An 18,023-nucleotide genomic window follows, 5' to 3' on the forward strand; every position below is an offset into this window, starting at 1 on the left:
GCAACGTGACATGGACGATCCCTTCCTCGCGCGCAAGGTCCCGATGCTCGATCCCCGCCTCTTCCATCCCGATGCCGTCGATGCCGAAACCGCCGCCCTCAACGCGGACATCCTCGCCCGACTCACCGGCGCGCCCGACCAGTGGAGCGCACCCGCGGCCGTGGTGCGCGAGAACCGCGCCAAGGGGCTCGGGCCCTTTCCGCCGCTGCCGAAGAGCCCGCGGGCGAAGGTCGTCACCATCGACGGGCCAAGCGGGCCGCTTCACCTGCGCGTCATCGCGCCCGAGACGCCGCGGGGCGTCTTCCTCCACATCCACGGCGGCGGGTGGATGCTGGGCGCGGCCGACGAGCAGGACCCCTTCCTCGAATTTTTCGCCGAGCGGCTCGGTTTCGCCGCCGTATCTGTCGACTATCGCCTCGCGCCCGAGCATCCCTACCCGGCCGGGCCGGACGATTGCGAGGCGGCGGCGCTGTGGCTGGTGCGCGAGGGGCGCGAGCGCTTCGGCACCGAGCGCTTCATCATCGGCGGCGATTCCGCCGGGGCGCACCTGTCGGTGGTGACGATGCTGCGCCTGAGGGAGCGGCACGGCCTCACGCCCTTTGCCGGCGCCAATCTCATCGCGGGCGTCTACGACCTCGCGCTGACGCCGAGCGTCCGGCGCTGGGGGGAGGAGAAGCTCATCCTCAACACGCGCGACATCTTCCTCTTCGTGCAAGGCTTCCTGCGCCGGGAGGGGGACGTGCGCGCTCCCGACGTCTCGCCGATCCATGCCGATCTTTCCGGCCTGCCGCCGGCGCTCTTCACCATCGGCACGCGCGATCCGCTCATCGACGATTCGCTCTTCATGGCAGGGCGCTGGGCGGCGGCCGGCAACCGCAGCGAACTCGCCGTCTGGCCGGGCGGCTGCCATGTCTTCACGCGCTTCGACATCGGCCTGACGCGCGAGGCGCTGGCGCGGATGGAAGGTTTTGTGGCGTTGCTCTAGATCAGGCCGCGCTCGGCGCGGGCACCTGCCCGGCGGCGGCGATCTTGGCCGCGGCGATCACCGCCTGCGTGCGGCTCTCGACGCCGAGCTTCTGCAGGATGGCCGAGACATGGGCCTTGACGGTCGCCTCGGACACGGAGAGCTCATAGGCGATCTGCTTGTTGAGCAGGCCCTCCGACAGCATCATCAGCACGCGCACCTGCTGCGGCGTGAGGCTGGCGAGGCGCTTGACGAGCTCGCCCGTCTCGCGGTCGACGGGGGCGGCGAGGTCGATGTCGGCTGGCGTCCAGTTGCCGCCGGCGAGCACGGTGCGGATGGCCGTGCGCATGTCCTCGGCGTCGAGCGCCTTGGGGATGAAGCCGGCGGCGCCGAAATCGATGCAGCGGCGGATGACCGAGGGTTCGTCGTTGGCCGAGACGATGACGACCGGGATGTCCGGATGCTGGGCGCGCAGGTACATCAGCCCGGAGAACCCCTGCACGCCGGGCATGGCGAGGTCGAGCAGCACGAGATCGGCGGAGGCGTCCGCATTGAGCGCGGCGCACATGTCGGCGAAGGAGCCGGCCTCGACGATGCTCGCGTCGGCGACCACCCCCGCCAGCGCCTGGCGCAAGGCGCCGCGGAACAGCGGATGGTCGTCCGCTATGATGATGCGTGCTGCGGAATCGCTCACGGCCCACCCCATGCTCTGCCGTGCTATTTTTCGCCCCGGGGCGACGAGACGGCAAGCCCCGCGTTCGTCGGTCCCGCACCCGTCAGGCAAAATCCGCACAATCGCCGAACCTTGCGGGACTGAGCCGAGCACGAGTTTGCCATGAGCGGTGCGTCATGTCACACCAAGATACTGCGGACAATAGCGGGAGCGGGAGGCTCGGTGCATGATGGCTGGCGGCAGGCCGGTGGGTCAGGCGCAGCGCCTTCTGCTAGCGGCGGCGATGGCGTCCGTGATCGGGCTGATGTGGCTGCTCGAGCGGGTCGGCGTGCCCGAATCGCTCCTGACCCCCGTGCTGCTCAGCCTGCCGCTGATGCTGTTCCTCCTCGTCGGTCTGGGGGCGCGGACGATGAGCCTCGCCACCTTCGATGCCGCCGACCGCAGCCTGCCGGCGGCGGTGGCGACCCTCGCCCTGCCGGTCGTCGTGCTGGCACTCCTCGTGCTCGCCGGCAATGCACCCGCCCTGCGCTGGGGCGCCGTCGCCGGGCTCGTGCTGCATGCGGTCCTCGCTCCCTTCCTCCACGATGTCGCCGCCCCGACGCCCGCCGGCACCCTCGCCGGGCGCTTCGGCGCGCCGGCGCGCTTCGCCGTTGTCGTCGTCCTCGTGCCCGTCACCTTCATCGCGCTCGCCCTGATGCTGCAGGATGCGGCCGTCGTCCTCGCGCAATCGCTCGCCGTCGGCTATCCCGCCGCCTTGCGCCTTCTCTTCGTCCTCGCCGCGGTGGTCGCCATGGTGGGCGGGCTGAGGGCCGTCGCCGCGACGCTGGCCGTCCAGGGTGGGCTGGTGGCAGGCTTTGCCGGACTGCTGGCCGCGGCCCTTGCCGCGGCGTGGTGGCACACCTTCGTCGCAAGCCTGCGCTCGGGGATGGACACCGTGATGCCCTTTACCCGGGCGGGCGCGCCGCTTCTGACCTGGCTCGCGGCCGGGCCGGGGGAGGAGATCGTGCTGGCGCCCTTCCTCGTCGCGATGCTGGGCGTCGCGGCTTTGCCCATCGTGACCTGCCTTTCCGGGGCCCTGCCGGGCAGGGGCCTTGCCGGCCGCGTCTCGTTGCGGGCGGCGGTGGTGCTTGCGGCGGTCGTCCTCGTCGCCGACGCCGCCGCGGTCTATCTTCCGGGGGCGCTGCTCGAAGGCTCCTGGCTGCTCAGGCAGATGTCGGCCGTCGCGCATCTGTCGACGATGCTGGCGGGCGTCGCCGCCCTCGGTTTCCTTCTCGGCCTCATCCTGTCGCGCGACGTCTATCGGATCAGCGCGCCGCGGGCCTCCACCGCCCGCAAGACCGTCATCGCGCGGCTCGCCGTGCTCGCGGCCTTGGGAGGCGCCGCGGCAGCCGGTCCGCTTGCGGGCAGCATTGCGCCAGCGGTCGCGGTGAACCTCATCCTCGGCGTTTCCGCCGGCACGCTCCTGCCGGCGCTTCTCTTCGCGCTGCTTCCCGGCGGGCGGGGCTGGGCGGTCGCGATCGCCATTCTCGGCGGTGCGGCGATCGTCGCCTCGACCGAGCTGCCCGCGCTGGCGCCGGCCCTCATCGCCGGCACGCCAGCGCTCGCCTGGCCTGCCGCGTGGCTCGGCTCGGCGGCGCCGCTGTGGGCGGCGGCCTGGACCGTCGCCGTGATGGCGCTCGGCCTCGCGCTGTCGCGCTGGCGGGGCGGCACCGCCGGTCAGGCGCTCGCATCGTCCTGAGCGGCGCCGATCGCCGTGACGAGCACCTCCCGCGCGTGCGGACGTTCGCGGTGCTCGATGAGATAGATGCCCTGCCAGGTGCCGAGCGCCAGCCGCCCCGAGACGACGGGCACGGCGAGCGAGGCGTCGGTCAGCATGGTGCGGATATGGGCCGGCATGTCGTCCGGCCCCTCGATGGCGTGCACATAGGCTCGGTTGCGCGGGGCGAGATGGTCGAGGGCCGTCGCGAGATCCGCGCGCACATCCGGATCGGCATTCTCCTGGATGGTCAGCGAGGCCGAGGTGTGCCGGCAGAAGACCGTGAGGAGCCCGTCGGCGATGCCGCTCGTCGCGAGCCACCGCCGGATGGCATGGGTGATATCGGTGAAGCCGGGCCCGCGCGTGCGCACCACGAGGCGCGCGCTCGCCTGGCGCGTCACGGGCCCGGCGCCGAGGGGCGTCGTCTCGATGGCGTCGCGTTGCGTCATGTCTTCCCCGCCCTCGTCTTCATCGTTTCCCCGCGCGGCAGGAGGCCGGCGAGATAGTCGAGCCGGTCGGCCTCGCGCGGCGGCTTGTCCCAGCGGATGCGGCTGATGCGCGGAAAGCGCATGGCGACGCCGGACTTGTGGCGCGTCGACTGCTGGACGCCCTCGAAGGCGACCTCGAGCACGAGGCCGCGCTCGCCCGTGTGGACGACCTCGCGCACCGGGCCGAAGCGGTTGACCGTCTCCCGCCGCACGAAGCGGTCGAGTTCCTTCAGCTCCTCGTCAGTGAAGCCGAAATAGGCCTTGCCGACGGGCACGAGCTCCTCGCCCTCGGGCCCGCTCCGCCACAGGCCGAAGGTGTAGTCGGAATAATAGGACGAGCGCTTGCCGTGGCCACGCTGGGCATACATCAGCACCGCGTCGACGACGTGCGGGTCGTGCTTCCACTTGTACCACAGGCCCTTGGGCCGGCCGGGGACATAGGGGCTGTCGCGGCGCTTGAGCATGACGCCCTCGACGGCCTCGGCATCGATGCCGGCGCCGGCTTCGCCTGGCCGGGCACGCGCCGCGACCAGTTCCTCCCAGCTAACGAAGGGTACTAGGGGGGAGAGGTCGACGCGCCCGCCCGCGAGCCGCGCGACGAGCGCCTCGAGCCGCCGGCGCCGCTCCGCGAAGGGCAGGGGGCGCAGATCCTCCTCGCCCTCGCCGAGCAGGTCATAGGCGCGGATATGGGCGGGGAATTCCTGCATCAGGCGCGGTGTGATCGCCTTGCGGTTGAGGCGCTGCTGCAGGACATTGAAGCTCTCGACGCGCCCCCCGCGCAGGACGAGAAGCTCACCGTCGAGCGCTCCGACGAAGGCGTCCTCCGCGATGAGGGCCTCGCACAGGTCGGGAAAAGAGCCGGTGATATCCTCGCCGGTACGGGAATAAAGCCGGACGATGCGCCGGCCCTCCGGCGTCAGCTCGCGCACGGCCTCGATGCGGATGCCGTCCCATTTCCATTCGGCGCAGAATTCGGCCGGGTCGAGGCGCGAAAGCTCCTCCTCGTCGAGCGGGTGCGACAGCATCGGCGGGCGGAAGGGGGCGACCACAAGCCCCTCCGGCCGATCCGCACGACCTTCGAGCCAGGCGAAGAGCGGCTCGTAGGGCGGCGTCAGGCCGTGCCACAATTCCTCGACCGCATTGGGATCGACCCTGCCGAGCCCGGCGACGGCCGTCTTGGCGAGGCGGGCGGAGACGCCGATGCGCAGCGCCCCGGTGATGAGCTTGAGCAGCGCCCAGCGCCCGGTCTCGTCGAGCGCATCGAGCCAGCGCGCGAGAAGGCCGGGCAGTTCGGTCTTCGCCGCCATCGAGAGGCCCTCGACCACGTCGGCGAGGCGCGGCGGCGGGGCGTTGTGGCCAGTGCCCGCCTGCGATGGCGGCGGCCACATGAGAGCGACGGTTTCGGACAGGTCGCCGACATAGTCGTAGGAGAGGGCGAAGAGCACCGGATCGGTGCGCTCGGCAATGAGCGCGCGCACGAGACCGGGCTTGGCGTTGCGGAAGGAGAGCCCGCCCGTGAGGGCGGCGAGGGCATAGCCGCGCTCGGGATCCGGCGTCGTGCGGAAGAAGTCCTCCATCAGCCGCAGCTTGGCGTTGCGGCGCGGCTCGAAGGCGAGGCGGTCGAGCAACTCTGCGAAGTCGTTCATGCCGAAGGCTCCGCGACGGCTTCCGCCTCCGCCTCGTCGTCGCCGTAGCCAAGCATGTTGAGGGGACGTGCCGCGAGCCCCTCGCGCGTGCACCAGTGCACCAGCGCCTCCTCCTCGCCGTGCGTCACCCAGACCTCGCCGGCGCCGGTCTCGCGGATCGTGGCGCACAATTCGTCCCAGCCGGCATGGTCGGAGACGACGAGCGGCAGCTCGACGCCGCGCTGGCGGGCGCGAGCGCGCACCCGCATCCAGCCCGAGGCGAAGGCGGCGACCGGATCGGGGAAGCGCCGCGCCCACAGGTCCTGTAGGGCGCCCGGCGGGCACAGCACGACCGCGCCGCCGAGGCTCTCGCGACTGCCGGGCTCGACCTTGCGCAGGTCGCCGAGGGCGATGCCGAGCTCGCCGTAGAGCTGCATCAGCCGCTCCATGGCGCCGTGCAGGTAGACGGGCCGGTCGTAGCCGCGCTGGCGCAGGAGGGCGATGAGCCGCTGCGCCTTGCCGAGAGGATAGGCGCCGAGGAGGTGCGCCCGCTCGGGAAAGAGCGTCAGGGAGTGCAGCAGCTTGTCGATCTCGCCGACGACATCGGGATGACGGAAGACCGGCAGGCCGAAGGTCGCCTCCGTGATGAAGACGTCGCAGCGCACGGGCTCGAAGGGTGCGCAGGTGGGGTCGCCCACGCGCTTGTAGTCGCCGGAGATGACAATGCGCAGGCCGTTCGCCTCGATGAGGATCTGCGCCGAGCCGAGCACGTGACCCGCCGGCAGGAAGGTGACGCGCACGGGCCCGAGCGTCACCGCCTCGCCGTAGCGCACCGCCTGGGCGGTGCCGCAGAAGCCCTCGCCATAGCGCGCCGCCATGATGGCGAGCGTCTGCGCCGTCGCGAGCACGGCGCCGTGGCCGGCGCGGGCGTGGTCGGAATGACCGTGGGTGATCAGCGCGCGCGGCACCGGCCGCAGCGGGTCGATATGGACGTCCGCAAGGGGGCAATAGAGCCCGGCCGGAGTGAGCGAAAGAATGTCGCGCGCCTGCATGGACGCAAGATAGGTGCTTCCTCCGGACCGGTTAAGCCCGCGAGTCCCGGGTGCCGTCACTTTCGGCTTGACGAAGACGACCGCCTGACGTTCTTTCCGCCGCCTCCAACCTCATGACCCCCACCCCCATGCGGCCCACGAAGCTGATGACCTCCGGCGACCTCCTCGTCGATCGACGCTACACCTTTGCCGAGAGCCTGATGCGGGAAAAGGACTGGGAGGCGGCCGCCGAACTCATCGGCGAGATTGTGCGCCTTGCGCCGCACTGGGCGCCGGCCTGGATCAGCCTCGGCGAAACGCTGGCGGCGCTCGGCCGGAAGGACGAGGCGCGCGATGCCTTCACGACGGCGCTCAGGTTGTCGCCTGAAGACGAGCTCGGTGCTGGGCTGCGCCTCGCCCGCCTCGGTGCGCTGCCCCCGACCGGCGCCATGTCGGCCGGCTATGTGCGGGCGCTCTTTGACGAGTATGCGGGGCATTTCGACCGTCATCTCGTCGAGAAGCTGGCCTATCGCGGCCCCGATCTCATCCTCGAGACGCTGTGTGGCATCTGCGGGGCGACCGGCCGGCCGCCTCATTTCCGCCTGGCGCTCGACCTCGGCTGCGGCACGGGGCTGATGGGCGAGGCCGTGCGTCCTTATGCCGTCACGCTTGCCGGCTGCGATATCGCCCCGCGCATGGTGCAGCGGGCGCGCCGGCGCGGCTGCTACGACCGGCTCGCGGTCGCCGAACTGACCGCGTTCCTCGACGGCGAGGCTCCGGGCAGCGCCGACCTCGTGCTCGCGGCCGACGTGTTCATCTATGTCGGCGACCTCGCACCCGTTTTCGAAGCGACTGCCCGGGCGCTCGGCGACGGCGGTCTCTTCCTGTTCACCGTGCAGGACGTCGGCGACGCGCCGCTTGGCTTCGTGCTCGGCGAGGACATGCGCTTCGCCCACAGCACCGGCCATGTCGAGACGCTGCTCGCCGCGGTCGGGCTCGATGGCGTGGCGTGCGATCCCGCTGTCCTGCGCCATGACGGCGGCCGGCCGGTGCCTGGTTTCGTCGTCGCGGCGCAGAAGCCGGTCCGGCCCCTTTGACAGTGGGCGCGGGATGACGGATCGCGCACGAGGCGCTACCTCTTGGGGGTGACGCCGCATCTTCCGTCGCCCGCCGCGGCTGCTCTGCCGCCTGCCTTCTCCGCCTGGTTCGCCAGGCGCGGATGGCACGTGCGTGCGCACCAGCTCGATCTCCTCGCGAGCGCGCGGGCCGGGCGCTCGGCCCTGCTCGTTGCCCCGACGGGGGCCGGCAAGACGCTCGCCGGCTTCCTGCCGAGTCTGGTCGAGCTCGCGGAGGCGCCGGACCGGGCCGGCCTCCACACGCTCTACATCTCGCCGCTCAAGGCGCTCGCCGTCGACATCGCGCGCAACCTCGAGGCGCCGGTCACGGAGATGGGGCTGCCGGTCAAGGTCGAGACGCGCACCGGCGATACGCCGGCCCACAAGCGCGCGCGGCAGATCGAGCGCTCGCCGCATATCCTCCTCACCACGCCCGAGCAACTCGCGCTGCTCATCGCGCATCGCGAGGCTGAGGCGTTCTTCGCGGGCCTGCGGCGCATCGTGCTCGACGAACTGCACGCGCTCGTGACGTCGAAGCGGGGCGACCTCCTGTCGCTTGGCCTCGTGCGGCTGCTCGCGCTCGCGCCGCAGGTGACGACGGTCGGCCTCTCGGCGACGGTGCGCGAGCCGGAAGTGCTCGCCCGCTATCTCGTGCCGCAGCGCGAGGGGGTGGCTTCACCCGACATCATCACGGTGAAGGAGGGCGCGCGGCCGCATATCGGCATCCTCGAGAGCCGGCTCGCGCCGCCGCTTGCGGGCCACACGGCGCTGCATGCCATGGAGGAGATCTATCGGGCGATCCGGGAGCATCGCCTGTCGCTCGTCTTCGTCAACACGCGCATGCAGGCCGAGTTCGTCTTCCAGGAGCTGTGGCGGATGAACGACGATGGCCTCGCCATCGCGCTGCATCACGGCTCGCTCGACGCCGGCCAGCGCCGGCGCGTCGAAGCGGCGATGGCCGAAGGGCGGCTCAAGGCAGTGGTCTGCACCTCGACGCTCGACCTCGGCATCGACTGGGGCGACGTCGATCTCGTCATTAATGTCGGCGCGCCGAAGGGCGCGAGCCGGCTGATGCAGCGGATCGGCCGCGCCAACCATCGCCTCGACGAGCCGTCGAAGGCGTTCCTGGTGCCAGCCAATCGCTTTGAGGTGCTGGAATGCCGGGCCGCGCTCGACGCCGTTGCGGAGGCGGCGCAGGATACGCCGGACGCGCGCACCGGCGCCCTCGACGTACTCGCCCAGCACGTGCTGGGCCGGGCCTGCGCCGGGCCCTTCGATGCCGATGCGTTATACGAGGAGGTGCGCGGCGCTGCGCCCTATGCCGACCTGCCGCGCCGGGATTTCGACGATGTCCTCGCCTTCGTCGCCACTGGCGGCTATGCGCTGAGGAGCTACGAGCGCTTCGCGCGGATCGTCAAGGGTAAGGACGGGCTGTGGCGCGTCACCACCCCGCGCGTTGCCCAGCAGTATCGGCTCAACGTCGGGACCATCGTCGAAGAGCCGATGCTGCGCGTGCGCCTCGCCCGCCCGCGCCGGGCGGGCGGCATGACCGTCGTGCGCGGCGGGCGGGTGCTCGGCGAGGTGGAGGAATATTTCGCGGAGGGGCTGACGCCGGGCGACACCTTCGTCTTCGCCGGCGAGGTGCTGCGCTTCGAGGGCATCTATGAAAACGAGGTGATCGCCTCGCGCACGGCGGCGGGCACGGACCCGAAGGTGCCGTCCTATGCCGGCGGCAAGTTCTCGCTGTCGAGCTTCCTGGCGAGCCGCGTGCGCACGATGATCGCAAGCCCGGACGACTGGCACCGCCTGCCGAGGCCAGTGGCAAACTGGCTGAGGGCACAGAAGATGAAGTCGCGTCTGCCGCGGCCGGGGCAACTGCTCGTCGAGACCTTCCCGCGCGCCGGGCGCCACTATCTCGTCGCCTATCCCTTCGAGGGGCGGCTCGCGCATCAGACGCTCGGCATGTTGCTGACGCGGCGCCTGGAGCGGGCGCGCCTCAAGCCGCTCGGCTTCGTCGCCAACGACTACGGCCTCGCCGCCTGGGGTATCGCCGACATCGGCCTCGCGGTCACCCAGGGGCGCCTGTCGCTCGTCGAGCTCTTCGCCCCCGACATGCTCGGCGACGACCTCGAGGACTGGCTGGCGGAATCGGCGCTGATGAAGCGCACCTTCCGCCATTGCGCGATCATCGCCGGCATGATCGAACGGCGCTTTCCTGGGCAGGAGAAGACCGGCCGCCAAGTCACCATGTCGACCGACCTCGTCTATGACGTGCTGCGCCGGCACGAGCCGGACCACGTCCTCCTGCGCGCGGCGCGCGCCGATGCCGCAACGGGGCTGCTCGACGTGCGCCGGCTCGGCGATATGCTGGTGCGCGTCGCGGGGCGAATCGTGCATGCGCCGCTCGATCATCTCTCGCCGCTATCGGTGGCGGTGATGCTCGAGATCGGCCGCGAGATGGTCTATGGCGAGGCCGCCGAGCACATGCTGGCGGAGGCCGAGGCGGCGATGATGGACGAGGCGATGCGGTGAACGCGATGGATGGCGAGACCAGCACAGCGGGCGCGGCGCAGGTTCTGCGCCTGGGGCGGCTCGATCTTGTCGCCGATCCCGCCGGTGCGCTCTTCGTCGCGGACCAGGGGCTGCTCGTCGTCGCTGATCTCCATCTCGAGAAGGCGTCATCCTTCGCCAGCCATGGCATCTTCCTGCCGCCGTACGACACGCGCGCCACGCTCGCCGCGGTGGCGCGCCTCGTCGCCCGCTATGCGCCTCGGGCCGTCGTCGCGCTCGGCGACAGCTTCCACGATGCGGATGCGCACGCGCGTCTCGATCCACGCGACCGCAAAGCGCTCGCCGCCCTGCAGCGCGGCCGCGACTGGCTGTGGGTGACAGGCAATCACGATCCGCGGATGCCGCGCACGGCTGGCGGCGAGAGCGCTGCGGAGCTGCGCCTCGCCGACGTGGTGCTGCGGCACGAGCCTGCCGAAGACGGCACGGCGGAGATCGTCGGGCACATGCATCCGGCGGCCAAGGTGCGGCTCACCGGCCGCTCCCTGCGTCGCCGCTGCTTCGCTGTGGGGGCGCGGCGCATCGTCATGCCGGCTTTCGGTGCTCTGACGGGCGGGCTCAACCTGCGCGATGCCGCCTTCCGGCCGCTCTTTCCCCAAGGCGTCACGGCCCACGTGCTCGGCCAACGGCTCTACGCCATCGGCTGGCCGCTGCTGCTGCCGGATTGAGCTTCGTCAGTCCCGCCGGAAGATGATCGTCGCGAGCCAGCCGAAGAGCACCGCCATGGCGACGACGCCGAGGCCGTAGAATATGGCGTGATCGTGGGCGAGGGTGACCGTCGCCTGTTCGAAGCCGGTTTTCACCACCTCGAAATTGGTGGTCTGCCGGGCGAGTTGCGCCCCGTCGACGAAGAGAGCCACCTCGACGTCGTAATTGCCGGTGGGGGCGACAGCGGGCAGGGTGATGGGCGCGCGGAAGATTGACGGCGTCAGGAAGGTGACGCCGCGCGGCTCCTCGGTGAACAGCCCCTGGTCGTTCTTGAGCCGCAGCAGGGCCTCCCGGAACGGCTCCTCGCTCGCCAGATGTTCCATGCCTGGCGTCGCGATCTGCATATCGAGGCCGAGCCGGTAGCGCGTGAGAAAAGCCCCGCCCGCGATCTCGTCGATCGGCCGCGACGAGAGAACGGCGAGATAAGTCGGAAGGTCGACGAAGCGGCGCTGCGATGTGTTGAGCCAGAGCGGCCCGACCCGCTCCTTCTCGCGCACGATGGTCGTGCGCCGGGGGCCGCGCACGGTGATGACGACGTCATAAGGTGCGGCCCGTGCCACCGTGCGCTCATCACGTTCAATGGCGCCGAAGACAACGATGGACGAACCCGTGTAGGTGGACGTGATCGCGACCCTGTGTGTCGACAGGGACAGGATCAGTGTCTCGGCAGCCGCCGGCGCGAGCGATGCGCAGAGCGCTGCGAGAGCGGCCGCGGTGAACAGCAGCCGGGGCATCGCCGTTCTTGCCCACCTCGTCGCCGTCATGGCCGTGCCCCCACGGTGACGAGCGAGAAGGGCTCCTGCGGTCTCACCACGAGATCGATGGCAAAGCGGATACCGACCCCGAGGACGAGAATGGCAAGGAGCAGGCGGAAGGACTCGCCCTTGAGATTCTGGCCGGCGCGGGCGCCGAATTGCGCTCCCATGACACCGCCGATGATGAGCAGCATCGCCAGCACCACGTCCACCGACTGGTTGGTGAAGGCGTGCAGCAGCGTCGCTGCCATCATCGTGAAGAGGATCTGGAAGAGGGATGTGCCGACCACCACGGCGGCGGGGATGCGGAAGAGATAGATGAGCGCAGGAACGAGAATGAAGCCGCCGCCAATGCCGAGCACCGCTCCGGCGAAGCCGATGAGTATGGCGAGCGTGACGATGGGGATGACGCTGCCATAAAGCTTGGAGCGGTGGAAACGCATCTTCCACGGTAGGCCGAGATACCACGGATGCTCGCCCGAGCGACGCGAGAGGGGGACGACGCCGCGGCGCGTCGCCCACATGGTCTTGAGGCTTTCGGCCAGCATCAGCGAGCCGATGATGCCGAAGAGCGTCACGTAGCTGACGACAATGACGAATTCGAGCTGGCCGAGGCGGCTCATCACGTTGAAGAACCACACCCCGAGCAGCGTGCCGACGAAGCCACCCGCGACCAGCACGCCGCCGAGCTTGAAGTCGAGCGCCTTGCGCCGCCAGTAGCCGAGCGCACCGGTGACCGAGGAAGCCGTGATCTGCGAGGCCTGGGTGGCGACCGCGATCGCCGGCGGGATGCCGAGGAAGATCAGAAGCGGCGTCATCAGGAAACCGCCGCCGACGCCGAACATGCCCGAGATGAAGCCCACCGCCGCGCCCATGGCGAGGAGGGTGAACATGTTGACGGACATTTCGGCGATGGGCAGGTAGATGTGCACGGCACGGTACTCGGACGCTCGGTCGAATGCGACAGCGGCCGCGGGCCGTCGGCACGCGGCTGCTTCGTCAGTCTAGGGAGCGTCCCTTAACGTGGGGTCAAAACCAAGGCATGACAGCCACGGTTATGCACAAGCCCGTGTGCCGTCCCGTCGCCACAGCCCGGAGGCTGCCGTGAGCGCGTACGGGCCGTCAGAGTTGTGACACCGTCCCGGGCGGTTTCGGCGCCCCCGGCGAGGGGGCAGCGGTGCTCAGCTCCCAGCCGCCCGCGGGCACTTCATTGGCGATGCGGTCGGGCACCTTGACCTGCCAGCGCGCGAAAGCCTCCTTGCCGATGGCCAGTTCGCTCGCCGTCAAGCTGCGGGCGAGTTCGTCCCGCTTGGCGGCCGCATCCTTGTCGCCGTCGCGGGCGAGGACCGACAGCCACGTATAGGAGGCGACGAGGTCGCGCTCGGTGCCGAGACCGCGCGCCAGGAGAACGGCGAGATTGAACTGGCTGTCGCGCACGCCGAACTCCGCTGCCTTGCGGAACCATTGCACGGCCGTCTCGTAATCCGGTTTGCCGGTGATGCCCTCGGCATAGAGCACGCCGAGATTGTGCATCGCCCGTGCATTGCCGGCCGCAGCCGCCTTCTCGTACCACATGCGCGCCGTGCCGACGTCGCGCGGGACGCCGATACCCTTTTCGTAGTGGCTGGCGATACGATATTGCGCCGGCACGAGACCGGCAGTCGCCGTCGCCTCGAACAGCCGGGCGGCTTGGGCCATGTCGCGCGGCACTCCGCGACCCTCCGCGAGGCGGCTGGCGACCTCGTAGACGGCGGCGGCGTCGCCCGCGGCCGCCGCCTTGCGCAACGGGGCGGGCAGGCCCTCCGCCGGCAGGTCGGCGACCTTGCTCGGCGGGATGGAAAGGGGGGCCCGTGGGCTCTCCTCGAGGCGCGAATTCCGGTCCGGGGCGGGGGCCGGCGAGGCGCTGTCAGGGACGGCCGGAATTACCGGTAGGGAACCCGTCGTCGCGGGGCCGCTGTCGGTGACGAACGGGTTCGCGGCGAAGGGGTTCAAGACGTCAGGGGAGGGAGCATCCGCCTGTGCCGGTGGTGATGATCGCGCCTCGGCCTCCTCGCGGGCAGCGGGCGCCGTGGCGTCATGGGCCGCGGCGGGTTCCGCATCGCCAGCGGGGTGGGGCTTGCCGGCGAGGCCGCCCAGCACCTGCGCCGCGCCGACGGCGATGACGATGGCGGCGAGACCGATCAACAGGGGCTTGCGCCGGGCGGCGACGCCGTTCCTGAGCCGCGCGACCGGGGAGGCGACGGTCTGACGGCGCGTAGCCGCCGTCGGCCGCGGCTCGGCCCTGAGCGCGGGCGCGGAGTCGTCCTCGGACCGGGACAGGACCTCGACCTTGTTGGCGTGCAAGGCCGGATCGGGCAGCGCGGCGGCGGTCTCCGCCGCCGCAGCCTGCGCGGCCCGCCGGGCGGCCGCGATGAAGCTTGCTTTGACCGCCGCGGTGGGCGCCTCGTCGAAAGCCGGAGCGGCAGCCGCTGTCTCCTTCTCCGAAGGCACGGCCGTCAGGGTCGGCTGCGCCGCGAGAAACGCGGCGGATGGCGTGGCGGCATCGAGAGTAGGCGGCGGTGCCGGCCGATCGGTCTCGTCTTCCCGGCCGTGGGAAGGCTGGTTTGCCCTCAGCAAAGCGTCGAGGCTGGTGCGCAGGTCTTCGAACTCGGCCGAATCGGCCGGATCGTCGTCGGGCAGGCGCGGCAGGGTGCCCGGCGCCGGCCGCCCCTCGGCCATGTCTTCCTCCAGCAGGGCGAGGCGGTCGACGATCCGCTCCAGCGTCTGGTGCACGGCTTCCAGCGTATCTTGTGTCCTCAGGTCGGTGCTCGCCTGGGTCGTCCTCAGCGCGGCCAAGTCGCGTTTGAGCTGGCCGATCTCGGCGGGCATGGTCTCGTAGGCATCGGGAAGGGCGCTGCGGGCCGCTTCGGCGGCGCGGCGAGCTACCTGCTCGATGGCTTCGGCCGTGCCGTCCTGCAACTCGCGCATCTCCTCACGCAGCTGATGGCGCAGGTCGGCGAGGAGGTCGGCCATCGTCCTTTCGAGCGAGGACATGCCGTGCGCGATGCGCTCCCGCTCGGCGAGTGCCGGGGCCGCGCCCACCGCATCGATCCGCTCGGCCAGCTGACCGATCTGCCGTTCGAGTGCGTCGAGGCCAGCGCTATCGGTCTCGGCTGCGCGCACCTCCTCGATGCGTGCCGTCAAGGCGTGGATCATGCCCTCGATGCGCGCGAGATCGGGAGCGGGGCTCGGGCGCTCCAGGTGCTCGTTCAGACGGTCGAGCCGGGCGAGGACGTCGCCGATCGGCATCGCCGCCACTGGTCGCAGGGCCTCGTCGATCTTGCGCGACAGCGCCTCCAGGCGGGCGACAACGGCCTCCTGTTCGAGGCGGGGGGCGGCGTGGCCAGGCGTTCCGACCTCCCGTGCAATCGGCGTCTGGTTGCGGCGCGGCCGCTCGTCGAGCCGCCGGTTCATGGCGGCAAAGCGCTCGCCAAGGGTTGGGCTGTCGTCGAGTTCGCGCTGCCGACGACGGATCTCGGCGACGGCCGCCTCGAGCCGCCGACGGGCCGTTTGCTCCTCGGTTATCAGCGGGCCGACGGTCTCTTCTTCGCCAGCGTCGTTTCCCGCCCCGGCGGCGACGGCCTCAAGCCGGTCCCCGACGTCGTCGAGCGCGTCGCGGAGCGCGGCGGCGTCTTCGTACCAGCGCGAGACGGCAGCAGGTGTCCTGTCGGCAGTGAGATGCCGCTCGATGTCGTCGAGCCGCCGGCCGATGGCCAGAAGGGCCTTACCAATGGCGCCGGTCGTCTCGTCCTGCCGCTCGGCCATCGAGCGGGTGCTTTGCGCGACATGCGATTCAGTGCGCTCCATCCAGCGGGCAATCGAGTCGAGTGCGCTGGCCGTGCGGGCTGCGGCGCCCCGCGTCTCGGCGAGGGTGCGCTCACTGACGCGCGCCACGATCTCGTCGAGGCTCGGCATGTCGAGGCCGGCGCCAGCCTCGGGACGACGCGGGGCGGCGGCGGTTTGCATGCGTTCGCGGGCGAACCGGGCGAGCCGCTCGCTGACCTCGGCGAGCGAATCGTGTCCCGATGGGGCCACGCGGGTGTCGCCGTCGGCCGCCTGGTCGGCGATGACGGTGCTGAGCCATGCGCCGAGCGTCATTCCCGCCTTGCGCGCCGCCTCCTTGGCCGCATCCCGCGCCTGCGGGTCGATGCCCTTCACACTCCAGGGGGCGGTCTGTGCCATCGTGATCCCACTGCGCTGCCGCAGGCACGTCCTGCGCGATGCTGCCGGTGGGTCAAGTTCTCCTGATTATGGTAAAGAAGCCGTTAACCATAACAGACAGGATTGCGCGTACGGCCTGTCCGCGGGGCGCGTGGGGCGCCGGGACGGCAGCGCAATGAAGGCGGCCCGACGCACGCCCTTTCGACAGGCGCCGATATGGTTTATATATGAACCATGATGTGCCCCGCCCCCCGCTCTGCTGGCGGTTGCCGGGCGGGCGCAATGCGGGAGGAGCCACGGAATGCCGAGCTACAAGGCACCAGTCGAGAATGTCCGTTTCCTGCTCGAGGACGTCTTCGGGATCGAGCGCTACAACAATCTGCCGGGTTTCGCCGAGGCGAGCCCGGACCTGATCGCGGCCATTCTCCAGGAAGGCGCGAAGCTCTGCGAGGAGGTGCTACAGCCGCTCAACCGTACCGGGGATCTCGAAGGCTGCACCCGCCACGACGACGGGCGCGTGACGACGCCGAAGGGCTTCAAGGCGGCCTATGACGCCTTCGCCGAGGGCGGCTGGATCGGGCTCGCGGCCGATCCGGACTACGGCGGCCAGGGCCTGCCCTATACGCTCGCGGCGGTGATGAACGAATTCGCCTCCGCGGCCAACATGGCGCTCGCCATGTATCCGGGCCTGACCATGGGCGCCATCGCGGCGCTGATGACCCACGGCACAGAGGAACAGAAGAAGACCTATCTGCCCAAGATGATCGCCGGCGCCTGGTCCGGCACCATGAACCTCACCGAGCCGCATTGCGGCACCGACCTAGGGCTCATCAAGACAAAGGCCGTGCCGAACGGCGACGGCTCCTATGCCATCACCGGCACCAAGATCTTCATCTCGGCCGGCGAGCATGATCTCACCGAAAATATCGTCCACCTGGTGCTCGCCCGCATCGAGGGGGCGCCGGAGGGCACCAAGGGCATCTCGCTCTTCGTGGTGCCGAAGCGGCTCGTCAAAGGTGACGGCTCGCTCGGCGCGGCGAATGGCGTGTCCTGCGGCTCCCTCGAGCACAAGATGGGCATTCACGGCAATGCCACCTGCGTCATGAACTACGATGGGGCCAGGGGCTGGCTCGTCGGGACCGAGAACAAGGGCCTCAACGCCATGTTCGTGATGATGAACGAGGCGCGGCTCGGCGTCGCCATCCAGGGCCTCGCCCAGTCGGAGGTCGCCTACCAGAACGCCGTCGCCTATGCGCGCGAGCGCCTGCAGGGCCGCTCGCTCACCGGCGCCAAGGATCCGGACAAGCCGGCCGACCCCATCCTCGTCCACCCGGACGTGCGGCGGAACCTTCTCTCCATCCGTGCCTTCAACGAGGCGGCGCGGGCGCTCGTGCTATGGACGGCCCTGAAGAGCGACGTCGCGCATCGCTCTGGCGATGCGGCGGAGAAGCAGGCGGCGGACGACCAGCTCGGCCTGCTCACGCCGGTCCTCAAGGGCGTCCTCACCGATGTCGGTTTCGACAATGCGGTGAAGGCGCAGCAGATGTTCGGCGGCCACGGCTACATCGCCGAATGGGGCATGGAGCAGTTCGTGCGCGATGCCCGTATCGCCATGATCTACGAGGGTGCCAACGGCATCCAGGCGCTCGACCTCGTCGGCCGCAAGCTGCCGCGCGACGGCGGGCGGGCCGTCATGGCCTTCTTCAATGAGGTTGGCGGCTTCGTGAAGCAGCACGCCGGCGACGAGGCCATGGCGCCCTACGTGAAGCCGCTCGAGGCCGCGCTCGGCCACCTGCAGCAGGCGACCATGTGGTTCATGAACAACGCCATGGCCAAGCCGGACAATGCGGGCGCCGGGTCCTACGACTACATGCATCTCTTCGGGCTCGTGGCCCTCGGCTACATGTGGGCGCAGATCGCCAGGACTGCGCTCGCGAAGAAGGCGAACGGCGGCGATGCGGCGGACATGGAGGCGAAGCTGCTCGCCGGCCGCTTCTTCATGGAGCGGACGATGCCGGAGAGCGCCGTGCATCTTGCCCGGATCTCCTCCGGCGCCGACACCGTGATGGCGATGCCTGCGGAGATGTTCTGAGTTCGGCCTTTCCCATCGCGGAGAGGCGCAGTGAGCCAAGCGAGCGGG

General features: G+C 70.3%; 13 protein-coding genes. 6 read left to right on the forward strand and 7 right to left on the reverse strand.

Going from position 1 to position 18,023, the window contains the following annotated elements; genetic code table 11:
• The first annotated feature begins 43 nt into the window (after positions 1 to 43).
• Entirely contained in the window at positions 44 to 985 is a 942-nt protein-coding gene (locus P2T65_RS14795; RefSeq protein ID WP_276200094.1) for an alpha/beta hydrolase, read from the forward strand.
• Between the two features lies 1 nt (position 986).
• Here the strand turns inward: P2T65_RS14795 and P2T65_RS14800 are convergent, their stop codons facing one another.
• On the reverse strand, positions 987 to 1,670 hold the full coding sequence (locus P2T65_RS14800; protein WP_019402562.1) for a response regulator transcription factor: 684 nt from the start codon (positions 1,668 to 1,670) through the stop codon (positions 987 to 989).
• A 196-nt stretch (positions 1,671 to 1,866) separates the two neighbouring features.
• On the opposite strand from P2T65_RS14800, the gene P2T65_RS14805 reads away from it, so the two are divergent.
• On the forward strand, positions 1,867 to 3,375 hold the full coding sequence (locus P2T65_RS14805) for a hypothetical protein (RefSeq protein WP_276200072.1): 1,509 nt from the start codon (positions 1,867 to 1,869) through the stop codon (positions 3,373 to 3,375).
• Here P2T65_RS14805 and P2T65_RS14810 read toward each other — a convergent pair.
• The 3 genes from P2T65_RS14810 to P2T65_RS14820 are packed head-to-tail and all read right to left on the reverse strand — an operon-like array spanning position 3,354 to position 6,558.
• Positions 3,354 to 3,842 (reverse strand): secondary thiamine-phosphate synthase enzyme YjbQ, encoded by a 489-nt coding sequence (locus tag P2T65_RS14810; protein ID WP_276200073.1) that lies wholly within the window; start codon positions 3,840 to 3,842, stop codon positions 3,354 to 3,356. The genes P2T65_RS14805 and P2T65_RS14810 overlap by 22 nt on opposite strands.
• Positions 3,839 to 5,527, reverse strand: coding sequence for a cisplatin damage response ATP-dependent DNA ligase (locus tag P2T65_RS14815; protein ID WP_276200074.1), 1,689 nt, complete (start codon positions 5,525 to 5,527; stop codon positions 3,839 to 3,841). The genes P2T65_RS14810 and P2T65_RS14815 overlap by 4 nt, the downstream gene beginning before the upstream one ends.
• Complete coding sequence (locus P2T65_RS14820; protein ID WP_055460206.1) at positions 5,524 to 6,558, reverse strand: ligase-associated DNA damage response exonuclease; 1,035 nt, start codon at positions 6,556 to 6,558, stop codon at positions 5,524 to 5,526. The genes P2T65_RS14815 and P2T65_RS14820 overlap by 4 nt, the downstream gene beginning before the upstream one ends.
• Before the next feature lie 128 nt (positions 6,559 to 6,686).
• Here P2T65_RS14820 and P2T65_RS14825 point away from each other — a divergent pair, with 128 nt between their 5' ends.
• Genes P2T65_RS14825 through pdeM form a run of 3 tightly spaced genes read left to right on the forward strand, consistent with a single transcriptional unit; the run spans position 6,687 to position 10,888 of the window.
• Positions 6,687 to 7,634 carry a methyltransferase gene (locus tag P2T65_RS14825; RefSeq protein ID WP_276200075.1) on the forward strand — a complete coding sequence of 316 codons (948 nt, stop codon included), beginning with the start codon at positions 6,687 to 6,689 and terminating at the stop codon, positions 7,632 to 7,634.
• 48 nt (positions 7,635 to 7,682) lie between these two features.
• Entirely contained in the window at positions 7,683 to 10,184 is a 2,502-nt protein-coding gene (locus P2T65_RS14830) for a ligase-associated DNA damage response DEXH box helicase (protein ID WP_276200095.1), read from the forward strand.
• A gap of 5 nt (positions 10,185 to 10,189) precedes the next feature.
• Entirely contained in the window at positions 10,190 to 10,888 is a 699-nt protein-coding gene (gene pdeM / locus P2T65_RS14835; RefSeq protein ID WP_276200096.1) for a ligase-associated DNA damage response endonuclease PdeM, read from the forward strand.
• A 6-nt stretch (positions 10,889 to 10,894) separates the two neighbouring features.
• Here pdeM and P2T65_RS14840 read toward each other — a convergent pair whose 3' ends face one another.
• From P2T65_RS14840 to P2T65_RS14850, 3 genes are all read right to left on the reverse strand, one after another.
• Positions 10,895 to 11,692, reverse strand: a complete 798-nt coding sequence (locus P2T65_RS14840; protein ID WP_276200076.1) for a TIGR02186 family protein — start codon at positions 11,690 to 11,692, stop codon at positions 10,895 to 10,897.
• Positions 11,689 to 12,615 (reverse strand): sulfite exporter TauE/SafE family protein, encoded by a 927-nt coding sequence (locus P2T65_RS14845; RefSeq protein ID WP_055460211.1) that lies wholly within the window; start codon positions 12,613 to 12,615, stop codon positions 11,689 to 11,691. Before P2T65_RS14845 ends, P2T65_RS14840 begins: the two co-directional genes overlap by 4 nt.
• Before the next feature lie 190 nt (positions 12,616 to 12,805).
• Positions 12,806 to 15,904, reverse strand: coding sequence for a hypothetical protein (locus P2T65_RS14850; RefSeq protein WP_276200077.1), 3,099 nt, complete (start codon positions 15,902 to 15,904; stop codon positions 12,806 to 12,808).
• Between the two features lie 280 nt (positions 15,905 to 16,184).
• Here P2T65_RS14850 and P2T65_RS14855 point away from each other — a divergent pair, with 280 nt between their 5' ends.
• Positions 16,185 to 17,975 (forward strand): acyl-CoA dehydrogenase C-terminal domain-containing protein, encoded by a 1,791-nt coding sequence (locus tag P2T65_RS14855; RefSeq protein ID WP_276200078.1) that lies wholly within the window; start codon positions 16,185 to 16,187, stop codon positions 17,973 to 17,975.
• Positions 17,976 to 18,023: the final 48 nt, after the last annotated feature.

It is taken from the genome of Chelatococcus sp. XZ-Ab1, from assembly GCF_029309855.1.
In the GTDB taxonomy this organism is placed as follows: domain Bacteria; phylum Pseudomonadota; class Alphaproteobacteria; order Rhizobiales; family Beijerinckiaceae; genus Chelatococcus_A; species Chelatococcus_A sambhunathii.